Annotated in this window: 24 protein-coding genes; 11 read left to right on the plus strand and 13 right to left on the minus strand. The window is 46.2% G+C overall.

Annotated features, from left to right (window positions below):
- The first annotated feature begins 175 nt into the window (after nt 1–175).
- The 7 genes from E0D71_RS06590 to E0D71_RS06620 all read left to right on the plus strand — a co-directional run bounded on the left by E0D71_RS06590 (nt 176) and on the right by E0D71_RS06620 (nt 9639).
- On the plus strand, nt 176–3139 hold the full coding sequence (locus E0D71_RS06590; RefSeq protein WP_133002520.1) for an EAL domain-containing protein: 2964 nt from the start codon (nt 176–178) through the stop codon (nt 3137–3139).
- Between the two features lie 75 nt (nt 3140–3214).
- A complete protein-coding gene (gene siaA / locus E0D71_RS06595; protein ID WP_133002521.1) occupies nt 3215–5200 on the plus strand; it encodes a biofilm regulation protein phosphatase SiaA in 1986 nt (661 codons plus the stop codon).
- Nucleotides 5201–5225: 25 nt separating this feature from the next.
- On the plus strand, nt 5226–5762 hold the full coding sequence (gene siaB / locus E0D71_RS06600; protein ID WP_133002522.1) for a biofilm regulation protein kinase SiaB: 537 nt from the start codon (nt 5226–5228) through the stop codon (nt 5760–5762).
- 8 nt (nt 5763–5770) lie between these two features.
- Nucleotides 5771–6145, plus strand: coding sequence for a biofilm regulation phosphoprotein SiaC (gene siaC, locus E0D71_RS06605; protein WP_133002523.1), 375 nt, complete (start codon nt 5771–5773; stop codon nt 6143–6145).
- Nucleotides 6145–6927: a biofilm regulation diguanylate cyclase SiaD gene (siaD, locus tag E0D71_RS06610; protein ID WP_133002524.1), complete on the plus strand. Its 783-nt coding sequence runs from the start codon at nt 6145–6147 to the stop codon at nt 6925–6927. The genes siaC and siaD overlap by 1 nt, the downstream gene beginning before the upstream one ends.
- 157 nt (nt 6928–7084) lie before the next feature.
- Entirely contained in the window at nt 7085–8962 is a 1878-nt protein-coding gene (locus tag E0D71_RS06615) for a DUF294 nucleotidyltransferase-like domain-containing protein (RefSeq protein WP_133002525.1), read from the plus strand.
- A 47-nt stretch (nt 8963–9009) separates the two neighbouring features.
- Nucleotides 9010–9639, plus strand: a complete 630-nt coding sequence (locus E0D71_RS06620; protein WP_243711950.1) for a 3'-5' exonuclease — start codon at nt 9010–9012, stop codon at nt 9637–9639.
- On the opposite strand, the gene E0D71_RS06625 is transcribed toward E0D71_RS06620, so the two are convergent.
- From E0D71_RS06625 to E0D71_RS06650, 6 genes are all read right to left on the minus strand, one after another.
- Complete coding sequence (locus E0D71_RS06625) at nt 9629–10060, minus strand: organic hydroperoxide resistance protein (RefSeq protein ID WP_133002527.1); 432 nt, start codon at nt 10058–10060, stop codon at nt 9629–9631. The genes E0D71_RS06620 and E0D71_RS06625 overlap by 11 nt on opposite strands.
- Before the next feature lie 107 nt (nt 10061–10167).
- Nucleotides 10168–10602: a MarR family transcriptional regulator gene (locus E0D71_RS06630; protein WP_133002528.1), complete on the minus strand. Its 435-nt coding sequence runs from the start codon at nt 10600–10602 to the stop codon at nt 10168–10170.
- Between the two features lie 154 nt (nt 10603–10756).
- The gene (locus E0D71_RS06635) at nt 10757–11560 is read right to left on the minus strand and encodes a UDP-2,3-diacylglucosamine diphosphatase (protein WP_133002529.1); all 804 of its coding nucleotides are present in this window, start codon (nt 11558–11560) and stop codon (nt 10757–10759) included.
- Between the two features lie 78 nt (nt 11561–11638).
- Entirely contained in the window at nt 11639–13414 is a 1776-nt protein-coding gene (locus E0D71_RS06640; RefSeq protein WP_133002530.1) for a bifunctional diguanylate cyclase/phosphodiesterase, read from the minus strand.
- A 333-nt stretch (nt 13415–13747) separates the two neighbouring features.
- Nucleotides 13748–13930, minus strand: a complete 183-nt coding sequence (locus E0D71_RS06645; protein ID WP_133002531.1) for a hypothetical protein — start codon at nt 13928–13930, stop codon at nt 13748–13750.
- 151 nt (nt 13931–14081) lie between these two features.
- Nucleotides 14082–14975: a helix-turn-helix domain-containing protein gene (locus E0D71_RS06650; RefSeq protein ID WP_243711951.1), complete on the minus strand. Its 894-nt coding sequence runs from the start codon at nt 14973–14975 to the stop codon at nt 14082–14084.
- A gap of 296 nt (nt 14976–15271) precedes the next feature.
- Between E0D71_RS06650 and pobA the strand changes: the two genes are divergently transcribed.
- The 4 genes from pobA (at nt 15272) to E0D71_RS06670 (ending at nt 19629) form a co-directional block, all read left to right on the plus strand.
- A complete protein-coding gene (pobA, locus tag E0D71_RS06655) occupies nt 15272–16489 on the plus strand; it encodes a 4-hydroxybenzoate 3-monooxygenase (RefSeq protein ID WP_133002532.1) in 1218 nt (405 codons plus the stop codon).
- A 274-nt stretch (nt 16490–16763) separates the two neighbouring features.
- Nucleotides 16764–17789 carry a TRAP transporter substrate-binding protein gene (locus E0D71_RS06660; protein ID WP_133002533.1) on the plus strand — a complete coding sequence of 342 codons (1026 nt, stop codon included), beginning with the start codon at nt 16764–16766 and terminating at the stop codon, nt 17787–17789.
- 44 nt (nt 17790–17833) lie between these two features.
- On the plus strand, nt 17834–18343 hold the full coding sequence (locus E0D71_RS06665) for a TRAP transporter small permease subunit (RefSeq protein ID WP_133002534.1): 510 nt from the start codon (nt 17834–17836) through the stop codon (nt 18341–18343).
- Entirely contained in the window at nt 18340–19629 is a 1290-nt protein-coding gene (locus E0D71_RS06670) for a TRAP transporter large permease (RefSeq protein ID WP_133002535.1), read from the plus strand. The genes E0D71_RS06665 and E0D71_RS06670 overlap by 4 nt, the downstream gene beginning before the upstream one ends.
- Before the next feature lie 114 nt (nt 19630–19743).
- On the opposite strand, the gene E0D71_RS06675 is transcribed toward E0D71_RS06670, so the two are convergent.
- From E0D71_RS06675 to E0D71_RS06705, 7 genes are all read right to left on the minus strand, one after another.
- A complete protein-coding gene (locus E0D71_RS06675) occupies nt 19744–20787 on the minus strand; it encodes an LPP20 family lipoprotein (protein ID WP_133002536.1) in 1044 nt (347 codons plus the stop codon).
- Nucleotides 20788–20789: 2 nt separating this feature from the next.
- A complete protein-coding gene (locus E0D71_RS06680) occupies nt 20790–21392 on the minus strand; it encodes a penicillin-binding protein activator LpoB (RefSeq protein WP_133002537.1) in 603 nt (200 codons plus the stop codon).
- Between the two features lie 53 nt (nt 21393–21445).
- On the minus strand, nt 21446–23191 hold the full coding sequence (locus E0D71_RS06685; RefSeq protein WP_243711953.1) for a hypothetical protein: 1746 nt from the start codon (nt 23189–23191) through the stop codon (nt 21446–21448).
- A gap of 236 nt (nt 23192–23427) precedes the next feature.
- A complete protein-coding gene (secB, locus tag E0D71_RS06690) occupies nt 23428–23907 on the minus strand; it encodes a protein-export chaperone SecB (RefSeq protein ID WP_133002538.1) in 480 nt (159 codons plus the stop codon).
- Nucleotides 23908–24001: 94 nt separating this feature from the next.
- Complete coding sequence (gene grxC / locus E0D71_RS06695) at nt 24002–24256, minus strand: glutaredoxin 3 (RefSeq protein ID WP_133002539.1); 255 nt, start codon at nt 24254–24256, stop codon at nt 24002–24004.
- 11 nt (nt 24257–24267) lie between these two features.
- Nucleotides 24268–24690 carry a rhodanese-like domain-containing protein gene (locus tag E0D71_RS06700; RefSeq protein ID WP_243711954.1) on the minus strand — a complete coding sequence of 141 codons (423 nt, stop codon included), beginning with the start codon at nt 24688–24690 and terminating at the stop codon, nt 24268–24270.
- Nucleotides 24691–24914: 224 nt separating this feature from the next.
- Nucleotides 24915–25718, minus strand: a complete 804-nt coding sequence (locus E0D71_RS06705) for a DUF1338 domain-containing protein (protein WP_133002540.1) — start codon at nt 25716–25718, stop codon at nt 24915–24917.
- Nucleotides 25719–25787: the final 69 nt, after the last annotated feature.

The following is a 25787-nucleotide window of genomic DNA, read 5'->3' on the forward strand; positions in this document are numbered from 1 at the left end:
TTTTATTGGTTTTTTCATAATGGATTGATATCTAAAGATATCTTTTTTGCGTTTCTTTGTTCTGTATCTATAAAGCCATGAGAGAGCCTCGATTAATAAAGGGGTGTGTAGTAGCATGTAAGCTTTATTTTGACTTCAGAATTTAAATGTATTCTTCATAGGTTGGCTGGTAATAATGCATCGAATATTTCATACACTATTGGCTCGACCGAAACGCGCTGGTGTCGCCGTTTTTGTCCTTGTGTTGCTTGTATTTGGTTTCGCAACGACAAAAATTTTGCACCAGCAACTACAAACAAAGAAATCTGTGGCGCTCTCTCTAGCGCAAAGTCATGTTTTATTATTAAAAACCGCACTCGATAAAAATTTGTCTGCAAATTATGCCCTGGCAGCGGTGGCCGCTAGAGAGCATGAAAGAACGGATTGGTTCCCTTCCTTCGCAGCAAACCTGCAAAAAGATTATCCAGATGTATCCAGCTTCGCGCTTTCCCCTGATGGCATTGTGCGTCAGGTTTTTCCTTTTGAAGAGAATAAATCCGCATTAGGTTTTGATCAGTTAACAGACTTAGAGCAAGGAAAAGAAACATTACAGGCGAAAGAAGACGGAAAGCTCACTCTTGCCGGTCCTATGGACTTGATTCAAGGCGGCAAAGGGGTGATTGGACGCTTGCCTGTTTATTTGCCGCAATACGATGACAGTGAGCCGGTTTTTTGGGGGTTTACCAATGTCGTTATTCGCCTTGAAGACTTGTTGCGTTATGTGAATTTTACCGACCTGGATAACGGCGGTTTTAACTACCAACTGACGAAGTTACAGGAAGAGCGAAGTGAATCGGCTGTTGTGATTGCCTCTTCAAAACAAGCCGTCAGTAACGATCATATCGGGGTGACAATCGCGGTGCCGAATGGGCGTTGGCAGTTGATGTTGTCACCACAAGGTTATTGGCTGTCTCCTTGGGTTGTGATTGGCGACTTTCTCATTGTGTTGCTGATGAGCCTCTTGTTTGGGCGGGTGGTTTTTGTGGCATTGAAAATGCGCGAAGGAAAAGTGAACCTTGAGGCACTTATCGGACAACGCACAGCACAACTAAGTACTTCTAACTTGCGTATGAAAGCGATTTTATCCGCGCTGCCCGACTCCTTTTATGAAGCCGACGAGAACGGTGTCGTAACGTCTTACCATTCACCGAGAATGGATGCCTGGTATCAGAAAACGGACTGGCCGATAGGCAAGCATTTTAGTGAGTTGTTAGGAGAAGAGTCGACCGCAATTTTTAAGAAAGTGATGGAGCAAGCGAAAAAAGAGGGCTATGCCAATGGCCAAGAATACTACTATGACTTTGGTGAGCATCGTCGATGGTTTGAGATCTCCATGACTTACACTGGTGACAATGAAGGTGGAAACGGCTTTTACATCTTATTGTCGCGAGAAATTACTGAGCGCAAATCGGTAGAATCTGAGTTGCGTATCGCGGCGACCGCCTTCCAAACTCAAGATGGTATTTTGATTTCAGACGCGGACAACAAAATTATACGAGTCAACTCAGCCTTTGAAGCCATTACGGGTTATAAAGAATCCGAAGTGATTGGAGCCCTACCGAGTGTGATCAGTTCCGGCCGTCACCCTAAATCGTTTTATCGGGAAATGTTTCAACGCATTAAAGAAAACGACAGCTGGGAAGGGGAGGTTTGGAATCGTCGTAAAAATGGCGAAATTTTCCCAGAGTGGCTAAGCATTTCCATCGTAAAAGATGACGAAGGCGAGCTGACTCATTATGTCGCGACCTTTAAAGATATCTCTGAGAGCAAAGCCAATGAGCGCCGTATTAATCAGCTTAATTATTACGACAGCTTAACGCGTTTACCAAACCGTCGTATGTTGACAGAAGAAATTGATTATCTGCTGACTCATATTGACCTTAAGTGTCGTCGTAGTGCGGTTTTGTTTATCGATTTAGATCACTTTAAAGATGTGAACGATTTAAAAGGTCACCATTTAGGGGATCTTCTGCTACAGCAAGTGGCTTCTCGTTTAATGGACGCTACTCGCTCAGGTGATTCTGTGGCGCGCTTTAGTGGCGATGAGTTTGTGGTGATTTTAGAAGATGTGGACATCTCGTTAAATCCAGATCGCATTGCTTACCGCGCCAAACATGTTGCGAATAAAATAATGACGTCGTTAGGGCAGCCTTTCGAGTTAAATGAACAGCCATATTCGATGACGGCGAGTATTGGTATCGCCATCTTTGGCCAAGACGCCATCGGCAGTGATGAAATTATTAAGCAAGCTGAAATGGCGATGTATGAAGCCAAAGGCTTGGGCCGTAATCATGTGTGTTTTTATGCTCCTCAAATGCATGAGAAAATTCTTGAACGAGTCACGCTAGACAGTAGCTTCAGATTGGCTTTGCAGCGCAATGAATTTGTTTTACATTTTCAGCCACAATGGAATAGCGAGCGGAAAATGATCGGTGTTGAAGCGCTAGTGCGCTGGATTCACCCAGAAAAAGGCATGATACCGCCAGGTGTTTTTATTCCATTCGCAGAAGAATCTAAACTGATTTTACCGCTCGGACGCTGGGTAATGCAGAGCGCGATGGCGCAACTGGCCAGCTGGCAAAAAACCACTCAATTGAGTGATCTTGTCATGTCGATCAATGTCAGTGTGTTGCAATTTACCACGGTAGATTTTGTCTCTGAAGTGGAAGATGCCTTGACGCAGACAGGCGTCAATCCTGCGCAGATACAATTAGAATTGACGGAGAGCATGCTGGTACGAGATCAGTTAGATATTATCCAAAAAATGCAGGCACTGAAAAAACTTGGTGTTCTGATTTCGTTGGATGATTTTGGTACAGGCTACTCTTCTTTGTCTTATTTGCAGCAGTTGCCGATTGATCAACTAAAAATAGACCAATCCTTCACCCGTGCGATAGAAGAAAGCGATAAGCAAGCTTCGTTGGCGGCGTCGATCATAGGTTTGGGGCACAATTTAGGCATGGAAGTGATTGCCGAAGGGGTTGAGACGCAAGCCCAATTTGACTGGCTGAAGAATCACGGATGTGATCTTTACCAAGGGTTTTTGTTAGGGCGCCCACAACCGAGCAATGAGTTTGTTATAACGGAAGATACGAACTAATTGGCATTATTTGTCGAATACTATGACTTGTTTAGAACGTATTAACGTTTAACTTATTGGTAAGGTTTTTTCTGTATGGCTCGTTGGGGATTACGTGGTAAATCATTGTTTGCATTGGCTGTTACCTGCTTTCTAGCCCTGTTGTTTACGACATTTATGGGCTGGCTTTTATTAAAAGAAGGTAAGCTTTATTCGGCTAAAAATTACGCCAAAAGTTTTACCGAACTGAACTATCAAAAAATTCTAACCCCTATTTCTCGCGAGTTAGCTTTGGCGGAGCGGTTTGCGGACACCTCGACGGTTCGAGAGTGGATGCAAGACCCGACTAACAGTGAAAAACAAGCGGCGTTTGTTGAAGACGCAAAAGGTTTCTTAGGGGTATTTCAGGATCATTCGATGTTTTTCGTTACCGATGCGACGAAAGACTATTATTTTGCCGATGCCAATAACCCTTTTAGCATGACGCCAAAATACCGGATATCCCACGCGAATCCTCGTGACGATTGGTATTTCCATACGCGTCAGCAGTTAGCGCCCTTTAATATTAATGTTGATGAAGATGAACACTTAAAAGTCACCAAAATTTGGGTCAACTACCTAGTCAAAAACAAAGGTGTTTTTGTCGGTTTGGCTGGAACAGGTTTTGATTTAAGCCATTTTTTGGATGAGTATACCAGCACGCCTGTGGCCGGCGTTCACCCCTTTATTATTAATGCCAATGGCGGGATTGAGGCTCATCAAGACAAGGATTTAATCGCCTTTGATACCTTGGATGGCGATTACGGTGCCCGTTCGATTTTTGCCTTACTAGACGATAATGCGTCTAAACAAAAGGTAAAACAGGCCATGGAAAAAGCCCGAGGCCTGGACTCCAATGTTGTTTCTGTCATGGTGCAGCAAAAGGGAACGCAGCAGTTGATGTCCTTTATGTACTTCCCATTGCTGGATTGGTATGTGGTGACCAACGTTGACCTGAACAATGTCAATTTGTTGAACATGAAGGTGTTGCTGCCGACGGCCAGTGTGTTTGTTATATTGTTGATTTTGTTGCTCGCTGTTTTTGGCTTCGCGGTCGAGCGTTTGGTTATTTCTCCGATTCGTCATTTGCAATCTTCGGCAAAAGCAATGGAAGGCGGCTCTTACGATGTCAGTTTGCCGGTAACGGGCAATGATGAAATTGGCGATCTCAGTCGAACCTTTAACAATATGGCGAAACAGGTTAGAAACCACACGGAAGAATTAGAACGTAAGGTCACTGAGCGAACCACTCAACTGCAAGCTACCCATCAAGAAATGGCCGAAGCCCATCGGAAAATTGGCGCGTCCATTGACTATGCAAGCTTGATTCAAAAGGCGATTTTACCCGACCGACAAATGAAACAATTCTTGGGTGAACACCATAGTGTGGTGTGGCGTCCTAGGGATGTGGTTGGCGGTGATTTCTATGTTTTTAAACACTCTGATGACGGTTGTTTATTAGGCATTGTTGATTGTGCTGGTCATGGTGTGCCGGGGGCTTTGATGACCATGCTAATGCGCGCGGCGATCGACCATGCCACCACGGAAGTCGGCATTCAAGACCCAGCCGCTTTATTGCATTCTATTGATAGCACCTTGCGTTCCATGTTGAATGAAGACGCCAGTGGTGATCGAGTGGCCACGAACGCAGATGTCGGATTGGTTTATATTTCGAAAGATAACAAGAATATGCGATTTGCTGGTGCTAAGATTGGCTTGTATGCTAGCAATGGTGAAGACGTCGTGAAGTTTAAGCCGTCGCGTCGAGCGCTAGGAGACAGACGCCTAGGTGAGTATGTAAATGTGGACTTGCCAGTATCGGGTTGGACTTACTATATGACCACCGATGGCTTCTTGGACCAAGCCGGCGGAGAGAAAAAATTCGGTTTTGGGAATCGTCGCTTCGAGTCCTTATTACAAGAGAATGCGGAGCTACCATTGAATGACCAAGCTTCCGCATTTGTAGAGGCATTAAAAACGTACATGGGCGATCAGCCGCAACGAGACGACATCACTTTATTGTCTTTTCGCTTTGATCAATAACCCAGTCGATCATGGGGAATAAGCTATGCCAACACCGGACCTTTATGGTTTAAGAGAGCGCTTTGAAAAAGATAAGATATTGCTGTGCTTTAATGGACCAATATCGCGAAGTTTGATTGAAGAGATCGGCAATGCGCTGAAAAACTATTTACAATCGGAACAGCTTCCGCCAGCGTCCGCGATGGATGTGTTTGCCGCGTACATTGAGCTAACGCAAAACATTCGACATTATGCCATCGAATCTCAGCTAGCAGGGGCGGACACCGCCACTGTGATCGTGAGCCACAGCGAAGGTTGCTATAGCGTGGCAGCGGGTAATATTGTGCGTATAAACGACGGTGCAGCCCTGTTAAAACGCATTGAGTTATTTGCGACAATGGATAAGGTTGAGTTAAAAGCAGCGTATAAAACTCAGCTACGCCAGCCGCGAGATCCCCAAGCCACCACAGGTGCAGGGTTAGGGTTGATCGACATGGCTCGAAAATCGACCAAGCCAATGGAAGCGACATTAAAGCCCATTGACGATGAAACTGCCTATTTCAGCTTAAGTATACAAATCTGAGACACACTATGAATGAGTTATTAATTAACAGTACCCAGTCTTCACCTGAAATTCGTGGGGATTGGGAAAATGGTATTCTGTACATGAAGGGCGATTCGTACCCTGAGAATTCCTATGAACTGTATAGCGATGTGGTGGCTTGGGTTAGCCGCTTTTTGAAAGAAACATCGTCTCCTTTGACCCTAGAATTGACCTTGGTTTATCTTAATACCAGCAGCATCAAAGTGATGATGGATATTTTTGATGAAATGGAAGAGATGCACCAAGCGGATCGACAGGTGTCGGTAAAGTGGTTCTACGACGAAGACAACGAGCGCGTGGCTGAACTCGCAGAAGAATTTAAAGAAGACTGTTCTTTTCCTTTTGACATCATAGGTGGGTAATGAAGATTGATTTTTCGGCCTTAGAAGAGGAAGTTCAGCGTATTCTGGACACCCCTGAATACGACGATCACCCAGCCCGTGATGCTTTAGGTCGATTATGGGAAATGAATCTTAACCAATGGAATCGAGTCGAACGTATTACCCGTTTATCGGATTCATACCAAGATATGATGATGAAGCGAGAAAAAAGCCTCAGCGCTCGCTTTGATAAGCATTTGCGTCAATTGGAAAAAATCACTCGAATTTCAGACCATTACCAACGCGTGTTAAAACAAGTGAACAGTGAGCTTGAACAAACGGCCCTGATTGACCCTTTGACCGAGTTACCAAATCGTCGAATGATGATGAAACGCTTGTCTACGGAATTCGAGCGTGACGAGCGTGATAAAGTCTATTGTGTTGCAATGGTGGACGTGGATCATTTTAAATTAGTGAACGACGAATACGGGCACCAGGTGGGCGACGATGTGTTAGTGGCACTCGGCAAAGCCATGCCTGCTGTCATCGCACAAGAAGGCTACATTGGGCGTTGGGGCGGCGAAGAGTTTTTGGTATTGCTGCCAGGGAAAAGCCGCCAGCAAGCGCAACAATTGATGGAGGCAATGCGTCTTGCCATCGCTGAGCTAGAGCTTGATTTTGATGGTAAACGATTGACGACAAGCGTCAGTATCGGCCTGAGTGAGCATCGTCAAGGAGACACCATAGACTCCTTACTAACACGGGCGGATGATGCACTTTACGCCGCCAAATCCCTAGGTCGTAATCAAGTAACCGTCGATTGAGATAAGCGCCAGTGACGCGCTTATTATCCTTTTACTGGTGCCTTCTTGCAGGTGCCAGTTTTGCTCTTCCTTCCCTAGACATTAGTCTAGATGGCGTTTGATTGTCGCTGAAAAAGGCGCATTATGTTGTTAACTCGAGACTAAGAGCATAATAACAATGGCAGCCATCGACGTTTCAGAAGTACAAAAGTTCATTTTAAGCACTCCTCCTTTCTCTAATCTTTCTACTGCGCAAGTGACGACACTGCTCACCGGCATAAGTATTTCCTATGTGCGCCAAGGGCAGACATTAACGTTGGAAGGGGAGGCCGCTACCTTGCACCTGATCCGTCGTGGGGCGTGTGAAATACGCACACCCAAAGGCGCGCTGGTTGATCAAATTGCCGATGGCGAGTGTTTTGGGGTATCAAGTGTGTTGGCTCAAAACCCAGACGGTTTGGAAATCGTGGCGATGGAAGACAGTCTCGTTTACCGGTTTGATAAAGCCTCTTTTCTGACCGTGATTGCACAAAGCGACGCCTTTGCGCTGTTTTTCAAACACACTCGACACCATAGGTCGCGCAAATTATTACGCACCCAATCAGGCGATATTAATACGCCAGCGTTGCAGCTCTCAACGCCCATCGAACAAGTGATGACGCGCCAGCTTATTCAAGCGATTCCTGAAGAAACCGTGCAAGTAGCGGCGGCGCGCATGACCGAGGCGCGCGTCAGCTCGATTCTTATTGTTGCAGGTAAAGAGGAGAAGCAACGCCTAGTTGGCATAGTGACAGACCGGGATCTTCGTTCTCGAGTGCTGGCGTTGGGTATCACGGCCGATTTATCGCTGGCTGAGGTCATGACCGGCGAGCCAGCGACCTTATTACCAGACTCTTTGGTGATGCAGGCGCAAACCTTAATGAGCGAACACAATATTCACCATTTGCCAGTGGTTTCTGCCGAAGGCCTTCCGGTCGGTATGGTGACGGCGGCGGATTTATTGCGCCACCAAGAGTTGAGCCCCATTTTATTGATTAACCAGATTCATCGGCAGGCCAGTGTCGACAGCCTTGCACGGGTGTGCAAGCAATGGCCTATTTTGATTGTGAATCTGATTTTAACGGACATGAAACCGGCGGACATTGGCAAGGTATTGGCCGCAGTGAGTGACAATCTGACCCGCCGCTTGATTGAATTAGCCATTAAGACGCTCGGGGAGCCGCCGATGGCGTTTCAGTTCTTGGTGTTTGGTTCTCAAGCGCGAAGCGATCAGTCATTAGGCAGTGACCAAGACAATGGCTTGATGCTGTCGAGAGCGCCAACGCAAACGGAAGAAGAGTACTTTGCGGCCTTGGCCTCCTTTGTCTGCGAAGGTTTGGGGGAATGTGGTATTCGCTTGTGCCCTGGGAACATTATGGCAAGTAACCCAGACTGGCGGATGACGGCGGCACAGTGGCGTCAGGTATTTTCTAATTGGGTAACCAGCGCTGCCCCTAGCGCGTTACTGAACGCGAGTATTTTCTTTGATATTCGTTGTGTGTATGGGGATGACGAATCGGTGGCGAACTTGATCACCGAAGTGCAAAAAGACGTCGCTAAGAACAGTCTGTTTTTGGCTTCTTTAACGCGCAGTGCTCTCGCTTCAAAACCGCCGCTGGGTTTCTTCCGTCATTTTTTATTAGAGTCTTCTGGTGAGCATAAACACCAGCTGGATCTGAAACATCAGGGCTTGGCGCTGATCAATGATATTGCGCGTTTATATGGGTTGGCGTGCCGCACGTATCGAGTGGGTACGATTGAGCGGTTAGAGCAAGCGATTCGTGAGAAGTTGATCACCCCCGACACCGCCCGCAACTTAATCGACGCCTGGGACGAACTCAATGGCTTGCGCCTTGATGCTCAGCGCCGACACTGGCAGTCATCTGGTAAGGCCAGCGCTTACCTCGATCCGAGTGTGCTGAGCCCTTTAGAGCGCAAACATTTGAAGGCGACATTCGCCACGATTAAAGACGCTCAAGAGATTGTTCTACAGCGTTTTGCGAGAGGATATGCTTAGTGCTTGGCTGTTTGATAACAAGGTATAAAAGGTGGCGGCGCGATAAGTTGAGCGAAAAACGGCCATGGCAAGAGTGGGAATATTTGGTATTAGACATTGAAACCAGTGGGCTAGATGCCAAGCGAGATCACATTGTTAGTATTGGATGGGTGTTGATCAAACAGGGTCAGATTCAGTTGGATTCGGCGCAGCATCTCTTGTTAGATGGCGCACAAGTGGACGCCAGTGTGGGCATTCATTTGATCACAGATGGCGACCTAGAAGACCGTGGTCGTCGTGAAGAAAGCGTGATCCGTTATCTGCGTTTGCTGTTACGTGACAAGGTCTTAGTGATGCACCATTCACCGTTAGAACTTGGTTTCTTAAAGAGCTGGTGGCGCCAACTGAAGCAGCCTTCGTTGTCCATAAGTTGGTTGGACACGCTGGCGATAGAAAGAACAAAGGCAGCACGCAGCAGTCAACCAATACAAGAAGGAGGCTTTCGTTTAGCGCCTTGTCGAATGCGTTATGGGCTACCGGAATACCAAGGGCATGATGCGTTAACCGATGCCTTGGCGACGGCGGAGTTATTACTTGCGCAAGTCGCTTATCAAGGCAAAGGTTGTCGCTTACATGACTTGCTCCAAATGGGCGGCGGTCATGTCATCTTGGGATCAAAGCAAACGCTTAAACGTTAACGCTAAGAGTGACTTCAATGTTGTTGCGCGTGGCGTTTGAGTAAGGGCAAACTTGGTGTGCATCGTCGACCAGTTTTTCCGCCACGGCTTTGTCTAGCCCAGGTACGTTGATAACTAGGTCCGCAGCGATACCAAAACCGTGCTCAATTGGCCCAATGCTGACAGACGCGTCAATGTTGGTGTCTGCAGGCAGCGTGACTTTTTGTTGCGAAGCAACCAGTTGTAACGCACCAATAAAACAGGCTGAATACCCTGCGGCAAAAAGCTGCTCAGGGTTGGTGCCATTACCACCAGCACCGCCTAACGCTTTTGGTGTGCTTAGGGTGACCTGTAATGCGCCATCATCAGAGTGAGATTCACCAGTACGACCACCGGTTGATTTTGCTCGAGCGGTATAAAGAACATCATTTAATGCTGTCATTGCTGTCTCCTAATCTTGGATTTATATTGTCTGCTATTAAATAGCGCGCTATATAATTATCAAAAAATAAGAACTTAATCACATCAGCACAGTTAACGGCTATACCATTAAGAGTGGGTGAGTAAGTTCTGTCGCAGTGCTTCTATGGCTGTTTTGGTCTTCGCCAGCTCATCCAACGAAAGGTCTGAAGCACAGACCGCTTGTTGAATAATGCCTTCTACTTTGGCTTCTAAAGCTTCCCCTTGCTGAGTTAACTCAATGATGACATGACGTTCATCATCCTTCGCACGGTGCCTTGTGACTAAGCCAGCTGTTTCCATTCTTTTCAGTAATGGCGTTAAGGTGGCTGAGTCCAGATAGAGCTGTTCTCCAATGGTAGAAACGGAGCAGGATCTATGTTGCCAAAGTACAATTAAAACCAGGTATTGTGGGTAAGTGATGCCTAAGGGCTTGAGTAGTTTCCGGTATAACTTGTTCATCGCCAACGACGTTGAGTACAAGGAGAAACACAAAAGCTCGTTCAATTTTGGAACGCCTGTCATGGCGGACTTACCTCTAAACTCTGGATTCGTAGATAATAGATAGTGCGCTATTTAATTGCAATACTATCTATTCTGCTTCCTTGCTTTTTGATTTCTTGCTCCTATTTTTGTGCGGTTATCAGGCTAATGTGCTTACTTCTTCAGTTATTGTTCTCTAGCTACGAGAAGGGCTTGGATTAAATGCCCATTCCTCATCCGTCGGTTCGGACGCCAGGTGCTTGGGATTTTCAGACCAGTGAATCAAGTTAAGCTGACCGCTGGCTGATTCCGTGAGCGCCGTGCAATGTTCTACCCAGTCGCCGTCGTTACAATAGAGGGTCGCGTCTTTAAGGCGAAAAGAGGCGTAGTGAATATGGCCGCAGATATAACCATCAAGATGGTGGTTTTTGGCAGATTTTAGGGCCGCTGTCTCAAAGCGCTCAATAAACTCTTTGGCTTTATTGATATGGGTTTTCAAGTATCCGGCCAGCGACCAATAAGGCAAACCGATTAAACGACGCATGCCATTAATCCATTGGTTAAGCGAGAGCATCAGGCCGTGTGCTCGGTCGCCAATGGCTAACATCAGCGGGCTGATTTTGATCATCTGATCAAACTCATCGCCGTGACTGACATGGAAGGTTCGGCCATCTGCCGTGATGTGTTTGGCGTTTAGACGAATGTCGATGCCGGATAAGGTTTGTCCCGCAAATTGTCTAAAGAAGGCGTCGTGATTGCCTGGAATGTAAATCACCTTGGTGCCTGAGCGCGCCATGCTGAGGATCTGTTCAACGATCTGAGTGTGCGTATCAATAAAATTGGCACGACTCTTCATTTCTTGTAAGTCGATGATGTCTCCGACTAAGTACAAGGTTTGTGTGGAGATTTTCTGCAGAAAATCCAACAAGTGGTTTGCTTGGCAAGCCTTAGTACCTAAGTGAACATCTGAGATGAAAACCGATCGAAACGTCGTTTGCATAAAAGTCTCCTGAGCGCCATGTTCTTCTAAGATAAGCTGGCTTCATGACAAATATATGAGCGTGAGATGACGGTTCTGTCACATAGCGATACTGGGGGTGAAATAGGTATTTTGATAAGGCTGAAGGTAAAGGTAATTGCCGCCTTTTTGCTTTGCGGATTTCTTGGCTTGCGCCGCTAGCTCGGCGACGAGATGGTGGTTGTCACATTCATCAGGGTTTGGGTTCACCACCCCAATAGCGAGGCTTAAAATGGGGTGAAATACCGTCTCGCCTTGTCGGCTTTGCGTCCAGACACCGCCTTCTTGGAGGGTTTCTTGTGTGTAGAAATGACGAACTTCTTGAGCAAACCTAGCCAAGATAGCGCGACATTGCTGTTCCCAATTTGGCGATCGAAAAATGGCGACAAAATCATCGCCGCCGATATGGCCGATAAAGTTACCATCAGGACTCACTTCATCTTTAATAAGGTTGCCGACCAATTGAATAATAGCGTCCCCTTTGGAGTAACCAAAGTAGTCGTTAAAAGGTTTGAAATCATTGAGATCGAAATAGGCCACATAGAAGTCTTCTTTGGCTTTTAAACGCAGGCTGACTTCTTTGTGGATTGGCACATTCCCAGGCAACAAGGTGAGCGGGTTCGAGTAGGTCGCATTTTGTATTTTGAGTTCGGTAATGCGCTTGAGCAGATCGCGTAAATGCCCTGTACCAATAAATTTACCGTCTCGAACAATGATGATTTCGTTGTTGAGTGTATTGGCTTCTTGGTTGGTGACTAGCTCAGACACAGTCGCCAGACTAACGCCGCTTTCAACGATCAGCACATCTTCACTAAGTAAGGTGATGGCAGGTTTGTATTCGTATAAAGCGCGGCCATAGGTGGTCGAAAATAACTCATGCAACTGATAGCGTCGGACAACACCGATGGGCTCATCTGCCTTGTTTAGAACCGGAATAGCGAACACGTCAGGGTGCTCGGTAAAAAGCAGAGACACGCTGTTTAAAGGGCTGTCGGCATAAACGTTAGGCGTGGCTCTTGATAAGGTTTGTACTGTTTCTGCATGATCAATGTTGAAGGCAGCACGACGTTGGGCGTGTTTTTCCAAATACGCGTTAGGTTGTGATGAGGGTTTTTCTACCGGTCGAGCGAGAAAGAAACCTTGGCCGAATGTGACCCCCATTTCGATGAGCTGGTCCAACTCCTGCTGTGTTTCTATGCCTTCGGCAATCAGTTTGCAATCTAAGCGTTGGGCAATGGTAATGATGGAGCGAACAAACTCCCGCTTGATTTCGTCTTTATCAATGTCATGAATGAAATGCTTGTCGATTTTGACAATGTCAGGCTGCAATTCTGACCATAATCTAAGGCCTGAATACCCCACACCAAGATCGTCAATAGCGACTTGGAAGCCCATTTTTCGATAATGCTCGACACTGGTTCTCGACAATCCATTATGGTCGTAAGGATGCTGTTCAGAGAGCTCAATAATGATGTCTTTTTGGTTGAGACCAAGGTCATTAAGAATATTGAGCGTCATGCCTTTTTGATGGTAAGGCGAGCTTAATAGAGACGCGCTCACGTTCAGAAATAAGCGTCCTGGCAGCGCCAGTTTGGCAAAACGAGTCAGTGCTCGCTCGCGACAAAGCAGCTCAAGTTCGTGCAATCGATGCTCTTCAGTGGCCAAGGTAAACAGAGCGTCAGGGGTGAACAAAGGCGTGTTTTCAGGGCCTCGAGAGAGGGCTTCATTGCCGTAGATTGCACCAGATGATAAATCATAGATGGGCTGAAAAAGCGGCGTAATTAAGCCGTCATTTAAAATCTTATCCAGTAAAATTTTGTTCTCGTTCGTGCTCATCGTCGTCTTAACACTTCATCAGCTTGTTGATGCACATCAGTTTATGTCGTATTTATGACCGTTTGATGACGGTCTGTCGGGCACGAGTCGGTGGAACACAGTGAGCGCCATAGGCTGTCACAGAACGGGGTAATAACGCATTAAAATAGGGTGTGTTGTTTTTGAAAAGCAGAGTGAGAAATAGGGTAGGAAAAGAGTTGTACTAAGAGGGGGATTGAACCCGTAACCAGATCGGTATTGTTATTCTTACCTTACGATCGGGAACGTGGGTCGTTTAGTCTTCATTACGGCTGTTGATAACAACGGCAATCGACTAGTCGGTGACGCGAATGATTAGTGTGCTGTGTGGCCTTGAACTGAACGATTAGGGATCAAGCTAACAATTACTTTTTTAATGCCAGAAACCACTTTTTTGAACGCTAGAGAAAGGTAAACACGGCGCATTTCGTAGGCTTTTTCTACGTAGTAATCAGTGTCTAAGTTACCTAGGTTGTCGTATTTGTAATCAGTTTTCATCGTTTATCTCCTAAATAAAAATCGTGTTTTGTTTACGCTTTTTATAGTAGCGAATGGATGAATCTTGAACAAACGATCAATTTTCAGCTAATAGTTGAGAAAAACTAACCGTTAACGCAACAACCCTCTACATAGGGTGATTTTTACTGTGTTATTGAATCGGCTGCTGGCTGGCCGCACGGAACCTTCCTGGAGGATAGCCTGTGTTCTTTTTGAAAAAACGCGAGAAATAGGCCGGGTCTTTGAAGCCTAGATTATAAGCAATTTCTTCAATGGATTGGCTGGTGTACAGAAGTTGCCGCTTGGCTTCTAAGAGCAACCTCCCATGGATTAAGTCATGGATGCTCTGTTGCAGAACCGCTTTACTGGCGCGATTCAAACGGCTAATAGAGGAACCTAATGCCTGCGCGTATTGATCACTGCTCCAATGCTCTTTGTAGTGCTGCTCGATGAGGGTTTTTAGTGCCTGCATCTGACGGTCTTGCGTCGACATGACCGCATGTTGCTCACCACTCAGGCGTTGTTGACGCCTCAATTGCAGAAGAATGGCATTGATTAAGTAATGACACATCAATCCACGGCCTTCTCGCGAGTATTGCAGTTCTTTTTCCAGTTGCTCGATCAGCGGCCAAAGCTCTCTCAGCATGGATGGCTGCCCGTTAAAAGGGATGTAGCCTGGCTGATTCAATAAGGGTTTGATAAATTGTTCGGCTTCTTTGCCGATGCGGTCGATCACAGGCACGGCAATGGTAATGACTCGACCATCAGTGTCGGGAGCAAATTGAAAACTATGAACCACCCCCGTAGGCACAATAATGGCCCAACTGCCGAGTAAGTGTTGCTGCTGTTCATCCATTTGAATATTGGCGCTGCCCGATTTAAGAATCAAAATCTGAAACAACTGGGCATGGCGATGGGCTTTGATTTTCCAATCCAAATGACTGCTGCGAGATTCTATCGCTTCTATATGAAAAAAATCAGGGTCATCAATCCAATTAGATTCGCCATATAAACCAAAGTGAGGAATGCTGTTGTTTGTCATCATGTTTTTATTATTTTTCCAAAAGGTGCAATAAAGAGAAAACCAAAGCGTGTGCTCTTTATGATTACTTTTTATTGAATATCTCTGTTTTTACTTAAAAATAGCCACAAAAGCACGCCTTTTCTATGGTTTTTGTCGAAATATAGATTTCTTAAATAAATCTATAGATGATCGAAAAGTACAATTTTTTGATCATAATGTGCCTAACGGAAGGGCTTTTAATTCGCCACTATAAACTCACTTTATGGCGAGCAATGATCTCGCTAAAGAAAAAAAATAAAAGCATAAGGTGAGAAAAAATGAGAACACAAGTCGCTATTATCGGTGCAGGTCCGGCAGGATTATTGTTAGGCCAGTTGCTGGCCAAACAAGGAATAGACAATGTCATTATTGAGCGCGCCTCAGGGGATTACGTTTTAGGGCGTATCCGTGCCGGTGTTCTTGAGCAAGGTATGATGGACTTATTGCGTGAAGCGGGTGTGAATGAGCGCATGGATAAAGAAGGTGAAATTCACAGCGGCTTTGAATTGGCCTTTAATAATAAGCGTGTGCACATTGATCTAGCCGAACTCACCGGCGGTGATACCGTGATGGTGTATGGTCAAACCGAAGTGACACGGGATTTGATGCAAGCTCGTGCCGCCGCCGGATTAACGACCCATTACGAATCTAGCAATGTGCTTTTGCACGACGTGAAAACCGAATCGCCTTATGTGACCTTTGAGCAAGACGGGCAATTGCAGCGCTTGGATTGTGACTACATAGCCGGTTGCGATGGTTTTCATGGTGTTTCTCGTCAAACTATTCCCCTAAGTGTTCGCACTGAGTATGAACGGGTTTATCCGTTTGGTTGGTTAGGGCTACTAGCCGATACACCACCGGTTAACCATGAATTGATTTACTGCAAAACAGATCGAGGTTTTGCCCTCGCCAGTATGCGTTCGCCAACCCGTTCCCGTTATTACTTACAGGTGCCTTTAACCGACAAAGCGGAGAACTGGAGCGATGATGATTTTTGGGAAGAGTTGAAGAAACGTTTACCAGACGATGTGTCTAGTCAGTTGGTCACAGGGCCAAGTATTGAGAAAAGCATCGCCCCACTGCGTTCTTTTGTTTGTGAGCCAATGCAATACGGTCAATTGTTTCTCGTCGGCGACGCCGCGCATATTGTGCCGCCAACAGGGGCAAAAGGGCTGAACTTGGCGGCGTCTGATGTTGCAACCTTATACAAGGTGTTGACCCGAGTGTATCAACATAAGGATACCGCCTGTATTTCTCAGTATTCTGATATTTGTTTGCGTCGAGTGTGGAATGGCGAGCGTTTCTCTTGGTGGATGACGAATATGATGCACGATTTTGGTGATGTATCGGTCAATGGCGCAGACGCCGCAACCTTTGAAAAATTCATGAGTTCTGAGTTGAACTTCTATACGGGAACAGAAGAAGGGCGCCGAGTGATTGCTATGCAATATGTCGGCTTGCCTTATGAGCCAATTTTACCAAGTGAAAATCATTAGGTTAAACAAAAAATGAAAGAGGTTGATTATAAAGTATGAAATTACAATTTCTTAAAAAGCCTTATAAATCATTGGGTTTATAAAATATTTGTATTTTATTTTTGAGCGGAAGGAAAACACCTCCTTCAAAAATAAGATTTTGCTATTCATTTTTCCAATAGATAAAACTCAGAATCAATTACCTTTTTAAGGATTTGCTTGTTAGCTTTTAAAGAGAATACTGCAAAGGATCGCAGCACAATATAATAAATATAATGATACTTCGGAGTCGAACATGAGAAAAATAATAAAGCAGGCGGCTGTCGCAGCCGTTGCCGTTTCCGCCATTGCTCAAGTACACGCATCCGCTGAATACACTTTGCGTTTCAGTCACTTTTTCCCAGAGGTTTCTGGGCAAAGTAAAGAGCTGTTCCATGTGTGGGCAAAATCGGTAGAAGAAGAATCTAATGGGCGCATAGACGTTCAAATCTACCCTTCCGGTACCTTGGCGAAAGCCACAGGCCAATACGATGCGGTGAAAAACAGCATTGCTGATGTGGCCGTTGCTATTCAGGGTTACACCGCCAACCGTTTCCCTCTTACACAAATTGTTGAGCTGCCAGGGGTGGCGAAAGACGCTGCGCAAGGCTCTTGCATCGTCGAAAGCTTATACGATGAAGGTTTGATTGCGAAAGAGTATCGCCAAACCAAGCCTCTGTTTATGTTTACCCATGGGCCTGGTGTGCTGCACACCACAGACAAAGAAATTAAAACCCCAGAAGATTTAGCGGGCTTACGCATTCGTCGTCCGACTTCTGTGGTCGCGAAACTATTAGAAGGACTCGGTGCTCAGCCTGTTGGTATGCCTGCGCCAGACGCTTATCAATCCACTCAGCGCGGTGTGATTGATGGGGTTGCCTTGCCATGGGAAGGGCAATATACCTTCCGACTTAACGAGTTAACCAAATACCACACAGAAGTGGGTGGCCTTTATACCTTGGCCTTCGTGATGACAATGAACAAGTCCTTCTATAACCGCCTTCCTGCCGATCTTAAAAAGGTCATCGATAACAACTCAGGCATGAAATGGTCTGAAAAAGCCGCGAAGGTATTTGATGAACTGGATGCGAAAGGGCGTGCCCAAGCCATTGAAATGGGTGACACGATAGACATCATCAAAGATGGTGCAGAAAACCCATTGTGGAAACCTGTGCTGTATCAAGCCACCGAAGATTACTTAAAAGAGCTGCAAAAGAAAGGCTTACCCTCTTATAAGGTCTACGCTCGCGCTATCGAACTATCACAAACCGCGTGTAAATAAGCGATGATGAAGACTGTTTTTACAGCGTTATCTGGGGACTTTTCATGAAAGCAGTAACCTGTTTTATAGCGCGAATCACCCATTTTATGCATCTGATTGGCGGCTTCTTTTTAGTCGCCATGATGTGTGTAACCTTAGTGGATGTTGCTACTCGCGGAATCTTTACCCTTACCGATGGCGCGCTGGATTGGACTTTTACCGGTGGCATAGAGCTGGTTAAGTACAGCTTGTTGTTTACGGTATTGTTTATTTTGCCGCACTCGGTCAGCCGATCACAGGTGATTGTTGACCTGTTTACAGACGGTTTTAAAGCCAGAACAAAGGTCATGTTTGAAGCGTTTTATAGTGTTTGCTTTGGCCTATTTGGGGCGGCGATGGCATATAGTTTTTACCTACACATTGAAGACGCCGCGATGAGTTATGAAACCACTCAAGACCTGATGATCCCATTAACCTACTTTTACTCAGTGGCCACATTTGCAACCGTGATGCTGGCTGTTTCTGCGTTTGTCTACGCGTTCGATTTATTAATTTGTGGGAAGGCAGAATCATGAGTACCTCAATGATAGGTTTAGTTTGCATCGCGTTTATGATGCTATTAATTGTGCTGCGAGCGCCCATTGCGTTAACGATGGCGCTGATTGGCTTTGGTGGGTTTACCTGGATTGTGGCGTTTGATCCTGCGGTGTCTATTTTGGCAAACGGACCTTTTGAGACTCTGTCGAACTACAGTTTCAGTCCTATTCCTATGTTTATTTTGATGGGGGTATTTGCCTCAAAAGCCGGCATGTCACAGGCGCTCTTCCAAGGCGCACGAACCATGTTTGGCAGCTGGCGTGGTGGCATGGCATTGGCGGCCGTGACCTCCTGCGGCATCTTTTCTGCGATTTCAGGTTCTTCTTTGGCGACGGCGGCAAGCATGTCTCGTGTGGCCTTGCCTGAAATGGAGAAAAACGGTTATGCACCGACGCTGGCCAGTGGTGTGTTAGCGGCAGGCGGTACTTTAGGGGTGATGATTCCACCGTCGATTGCGCTCTTGTTGTATGCCTTGATCACTGAGCAATCGGTGGGCGATATGTTTATCGCAGGCATAGTGCCAGGCCTCATGGGCTTGGTGATGTACGGTCTTACTGTGGCCGTGGTGGTGACGCTTTTTCCGAAGAGTGCGAACCCTGGTGAAGCGACGACGTTAAAGCAGAAAATCATTGGCTTGAAAGGCTTGTTGCCTTTCTCTACGGTGTTCTTGTTTATTATCGGCGGTATTTACACCGGTTGGTTTACGCCAACTGAAGCCGCTGCTGTGGGTGCAGGTGCGACCTTGGTTATTGCCTTGGCCAGAGGGATGCGCTTCCAGCAATTTCAAGAAGCCGTGAGCGAAACCTTGGTGATGTCTGCGATGATCTTTTTTATGATCATAGGCGCGGAAATATTTGGTTATTTCTTATCGGTATCGCGTATTTCTTTCTCCTTGGTGGAGTATGTCGGCAGCTTAAACCTGAGCCCATACATGGTGTTATTGTGTGTGCTTGTTTTGTTTATGTTGCTGGGCTGTGTGATGGACAGTATTGCCATGCTGTTGCTGACCGTTCCTGTGGTTTATCCCCTGATTGAAGCCGCGGGCTTTGACCCTATCTGGTTTGGTATTGTGGCTGTGATTACCGTTGAGCTGGGGCTGATAACGCCACCGGTTGGCATGAATGTCTTCGTGATTAAATCAGTGGCGCCGCATATTGGTCTGGGAGACATGTACAAGGGCGTGGTGCCGTTTGTGATCTCTGACTTATTGCGCTTGGCCTTGATTGTCGCCTTCCCTGTGATTGCTGTGGGCTTGGTGCATTAACTGACAAATCGAGTTGAGCAGATAAACAAAAGCGGCCTCTGTGGATCACAGAGGCCGCTTTTTTACCTTTACTAATTGGCGAAAAGCTGCCGTCTGGCCATGATACCCAGACGTTTATTTCTGGCTGGTCAGCCAGCTAAATAACGTGCTGATGGCTTGTTGCGACCAATCTTCAGCGGCTTTGTTTTCTGCGCTTTGCTGGTTTTTATCTATTCCACGAGCACTCAGGTTCCAAGATGCCAAGTGACCATTGTCAGGCCCAATAAGGGACAAGGTGCCTTCTTGGAACACATAATAGCGCCCACTTTGTGTCTGACTATGGCTGGAGGTTTTAGAGGATAAGCGAAACACACCACCTTGCTTTGCAACCAACCCATATTTGGACAATTCACTTGCCAATAAATGACCTTGCTCGGTGGCAGAAATATCAAAACCAAACTGGCTTAGTGCTTGATTGAGTTGACGCTCCGTGGCTTGTAAGTCTTTGTCTGCACGACCGCTTAACCCATTTTGAGTCGAATAGAGATTGAGCTCATCCTGATAGGTTTTACGTTGGGCAAATAGGCGAATCAATCCCATGTAAGTGCGCCAGTCTTTTACGGCTGCCGTTTGCTCAGGGGTGGTGCTTAACCTAGCCGCCGCGCTGCGAATCTGGTCGTCGGTGTCGCTTAGCATAGCGGTTAATTTTGCGATGATGCGTTGGCGATCAATGGACTGCAAAACATAGACGTAATCGGCGCCTGCGAAACGTTGCTCATTGACGGTTTGTTCTAGTTCAATGGGCGCGGTTTTGACTTGGGTGTACGCGCTTTGTATCCGCACGACTTGCTCGTGTTGCCCTGAGGTCGACGACACCTGAGTGTCTTGGGTATTAACCTGACTCACTTGGGTACGCAGCTGTTGGGCAATCTGTGCATTGCCGTTTTGCTCTGCTTGTGAGAACGCCAACGCGAGATTATCGATGCGTGGCGCACTGCCAACACCATACAGGTGAGAGCGATCACTGGGCGGAGACAAGACCCAATCAGGCACATCGGATGAGTCTGTCTTGACCAGGCTGTCGCCGCTCAATGCGCTGATGCAGCCGGTTAAGCTGGCGAGACTAAAGGACGCGACGAGCAGCCAGCTAAAAGATCGAAACAAGGAGGCTTTGTTCATCGTTAGAAGAAACCACCTTTAGTCGCCAGCTTTTTGATTTTCTTCTGACCATTCCATACTTCTCGGTTGGTTGTCATGTCGATCAGTTTTAAATCCACTTGATAAAAAGTCACTCGCTCGTCACCGTTCGAATCGACGATGGAGTTGATGGTGCCAGACAAAGCAAAGCCGGCACCCTGTTCAAGGCCGAATTTCGCCACAGTATCAGGAGCGGCATTCATTTCTTGATCGCTTCTTTCGGTACGAATGTCTTCACGTTCTTCGCCAGACACCACAAAGTCCACTTTACCCGCGCGTAACAGGCTGCGTTTGATGTCATTCACAAAGGTATCCACAGGGATATGTTCTGAGCTTTTGTTGCGAATGGTCTGAATAATGACGGTTGGATTGCCTTTTTTCGAGAAGTTGTAATCTCGGTACCAAGGGAAACTCAACATGTCATTGATCATGGCATCGGCGACCAATTTAGAATCGATGTCGTTCCAGCGATCAGAAACCGCCACTTCTTTGTCCGTGTCGATTCGTTTAACACTACCCGAGCAGGCTACTAAGGTAACGGCGAGCAGTATCACAATTAAATGTTTCCATTGAGCTAATAGGCGCATGATCAGAGTCCTTATTTACTTACCTAAAATTTTAGGTGTTTAGAGTCGTCAGTTTAGTTTGGGTTACGTAAGTTCCACACTTTTATTTCATTGGGTTTTAACACAATTTTCCCCAATGAAAAATGTTGCTTGTCTACCGAGTAAGTTGGCTCGTAAGGGCGAGCTGGTATTGCTTTACGAGTTAAACGCACTTGCGCAGGCAAGGTGAGCCAGTTGCGCGTGTCGGCAGCCGAAGAGGCGAACACAGACACTTGGCCGATCAAGCTGAGGATCAAGCTGGCGGTATCATCTTTGACACTTCGCGCCACCCGATCAGCGAGCCAACTTCGTAATAATTCACGAACCAAGCCTTCGTATATGTCGCGCTGTGCTTCAAACAGCTGTTCTTGGAAGGCGATATCCGCCAGGGATGTCATGCGGATGGTTTGGCTCGCCGGCTCGGTTTTATCTGTACTTTTGTCAGAGTTTTGGTCTGTACTTTTACCAGTACTGTTGGCCGTGTCTTTATCTGTGCCGCTGGCGTTTAATGCCAATATAGGGGTTTGGTGGTCGAGTGTAAAACGTGTGTAATAGGGCACGGTGACGCGAATAAACTGCTGGGTTAGTAGTGTGTCTAAATGGGCTTGTTCGAGTTGTTTCCACACCGCCGGACCGACAATGACGCGCTTGGTGAAGACACCACTGACGGCGCCCCAAGCGCCACCCGCTTTGTAATTGGCGATCAAGTTAAGCGGATTAATGTCTGAATACACCATGGTAAACCAGCGAAAAGCATCGTTTTGTTGCTGGTGGCTGCCGCCGATTACAGGTTGTAATACCAAAGAATAGGCATTCGGGTCGGCGTACAGACGCAGCGACATTTCGCTTTTGTCTGGAATAAAGCCTTCGTGTTCGAGAATGACGAGCTCTGCGTCGTCTTTTTTGTAGCTGTCTAGCACGGTTTGCATCGGCAAAGAGAGTTTGCTTTTGATGAGTTTATTTATTTCATCTTGGCTCCAGCCTCCGCCCTTACGCATCATACGTATGGTGTCTAGCCAGGCGCGTTCTGCGGTCATATCAGACAGGCTATATTGTTTGGCGTAACCTGCTTCGTAGAGCTTGGCGGCGTCTTGATAGCTGATACGAGCGTCGTCGTATTGTTTGCTGATCTCATATTGCAGACCTTCTAAATAACGCGCCCAAGCGTCATCGCGATAGGCGTATTCTTCGGTACTGCGACCGCCATTATAGAAGTTACCCAGCCAGCTGAGCGCTTTCATATAAAAGGCTTGGTCTTGTTTCGCGTTTAAATCTTGGTAGCTGGGTTTCTGCGCTTGAATCTCATTGAGTTTATTGTCGATGCGGCGGGCTTCTACCAGAGCGGAGTCCCGTAGTTTGTCGCGTTGCTCACGATTAGTGGCTTGTTCTGATAAGGCTAAGTAATTGAGAGACTTAAGATAACTGATGTAGATTCGTTCTAAACCACTGCCATGGTAATTTTCTTGTCTGGGGTTGCTTAAGAGTGCCCAAGCGCGATTTTTGAAGCTCTTTTGGAAGAAGGTATCGCTAAGCTCATCGGCTTGTTCCAGCAAGGCGTTACTGCGCTGATAATCCCCTTGATTCTGCGCCAATGCGCCCGTTTCAAGGAAATAGAGTAATTGGTCATGGGGGCTGTCGTGCAACGCTTTGGTGAGTTGGTTTTCCGCGTTTTTCCAATCGCCTTGTTTGGCCAGGGTTAAGCCTTGGTCTATTTCCTGTTTATAGGTCGCGCAACCCGTCAATAGGGTGAAAGTTACGCAAATAATAGCCCACTTCAACATTAATGCCCTTTGCCTAGAAATTGGTTAATAAAAAGAACGCCAATCAATGCCATGCAGGCTAAGTAAAGTAAAAGCCAGCGAGCTTTAAGGCAATATGGACAAGGCTTTTTCTTTTTTTTCGTCATGATGGGTAAACGCCAAGTTAATGGTTACTGTTGGAGCGCATCTAACGACTACTATGCCACAAAAAAGGAGGCACAGGGCCTCCTTTTATAAGCAAAAAACGTGCACACGGGTTATTGTGTTGTGGCCGCTTCAGCTTGTTGTTTCTGAAGATTTTCTAAGTAAAGCGCATCAAAGTTGATTGGCGCTAGCATCACGGCAGGGAAACTGCCTTTAACAATGGTCGCATCAACATTTTCACGCGCATAAGGGAACAATGTTGCTGGACAGAAAGCGCCTAATGCGTGGTGCAATTGCTGATCGTCTAGACCGGCAATGACAAACAATCCACCTTGTTGAACTTGCACAAGGTAAGCAGGTTCATTGGCATTTTTCACATTCAAAGTGATATCTAACACGACTTCATAAACGCTTTCACCCACTTGGCGACTGCGAGTGTTCAATTCCATGGCCACTTCTGGTTGCCATTCTTCTTGGAAAACCATTGGAGAGCGTGGAGATTCAAAAGAAATGTCTTTTAGAAATACGCGTTGTAAAGAAAGCTGAGGACCTTGTTCTTCTTGGTTTACTGCCGCTTCGTTATTATCAGCCATTATTATTCCTTTTTCTTATGAAGAGTGTTCCGATTTACTGTCCTAGACAGCGATATCGTTGTTATTTTTCCGGATGCTATTTTTGCCGCTTTATTTAGTGAGCAAGCAAAGCATCCAGTTTTTGTTCACGTTCTAACGCAAACAAGTCGTCACAACCGCCAACGTGTTGTTCACCGATCCAAATTTGAGGAACCGTATGACGACCGCTTTTTTCCATCATTTCTTGGCGTTTTTTAGGTTGTCCATCCACACGAATTTCATCGTATGCGACGTTTTTTGTGCTAAGTAACTGCTTTGCTCGAGTGCAAAACGGGCAGTAGTCACTAGAGTAAATGGTTACTGTTGCCATAATAGTCTCTCTTATTTCTTCACTAGAGGAAGGTTAGATGACTGCCATTCAGCGATGCCGCCTTGAAGTTTGAAGACTTTACTAAAGCCTGCTTTTTTCAACTCTTTCGAGCTAGGGCCAGAATGAATGCCAGATTTACATACTACAATAATAGGGGCATCTTTGTGTTTCTCAAGCTTGCCTAGACTGCTTTTGATCTTAGTCGCAGGGATGTTTAAAGAGCCGGTGATAAAGCCAGTTTTAAATTCCTTTTCTGGACGAATATCAAGAATCACAGCGTCTTCTGTGTTCATAAGAGTCGTTGCCGCAGAAGGGGTTAATCCTTGTGGGCCACCTTTTGTTTCAGAGAAAATTAATGTGGCTAGGACAGCTAAAAATACCGCGACCATTTCCCAGTGGTTAGTCGCAAATTCAATAATTTGATTCATCATCATAACGGTAAGACCTGTAAAAAAACTGCCAGCATTATACACGGCCAGCTTAGCGGGTACATACTCCTTATCAGAGGATGTGGATTCTCAGAAAAAGATTTCTTCAGAACGGGCAAAACAGACAAAAAAGCCAGCCGACTATTTCGCCGCTCGCGTGACAGAATCCTGCTGTCACTGAACGAAAAGTCGGCTGGCGTTTGGAACATCGCCTGTTTTATAAAAAGGCGTTAGTTGCTGTTAGTTGAGTCGAATATTTTATCCGCATTGCCTTCAATAAAGCTGTCGAATAAGACGCCATCTGGTGTCTTATGACGACGCGCGAACTCATAGAAGCAACTTGGGATGGTGCTGGTTTTGGCGTCTGAAAAAGTGTATTCGATCTTGTCGGCCATAGTGGAAGACTGTTCGAGGTAGACACTTGGTGAGCCTTTTACTAAACCGCCGACTTCATTTAGGCGATAGCCTTGGTCTAACAGTAATTGGTTCACCTGTTCGATGCTGGTAAAGCCTTCTAACAGATTAATGCTCACCGTAAAGTGATTTGCTTGTAACCCCATAGTGGATAGCCAGGCCGCATATTCACTGTGTTCGGTGAGTGTTTGATAGTCGTCGAATGACAATGGCTGCCATAAGGTACCGGACCAAAATACGGCTGGCGACTGAACAGCGTCTGCCGGAATTTGTTTGATCATGGTCTGGATGATGGCTTGGCAATTGTCAGGGAGCTCGTCCACCAGTAGTTCTGACAAAAAGATCTTAGGCAATTCGTCATGCTCTGGGTGTTTGTAACAGCGCGCCACTAGGTGTTTATTCTCAAAGCGAAAAGCACCGTAAGCTTGGTAGCCCATGCTGAGCAGCTGAGGCTCTAATTTTGCCAACGAAACCGGTGAGTTAGCGAAGGTGCGAAACGCAACATGATCATTAAGAACGCTTTCTCCATGGCTTTTAAACAAAGCTTGGATACGGTTAGCTTGAGGAGTCACCTTAATGTACTGCTGCCATAGAGAGTCGAAAAATTCTGATGCTTGCATAACTTACCTCTAAAAATAGGATGACGGTTGATAACGACTTTACTGGATGCGTTGACCCACCGACAAAGG

Origin of the sequence: Marinomonas sp. KMM3893, assembly GCF_004352855.1 — a bacterium.
GTDB classification, from domain to species: Bacteria; Pseudomonadota; Gammaproteobacteria; order Pseudomonadales; family Marinomonadaceae; genus Marinomonas; species Marinomonas arenicola.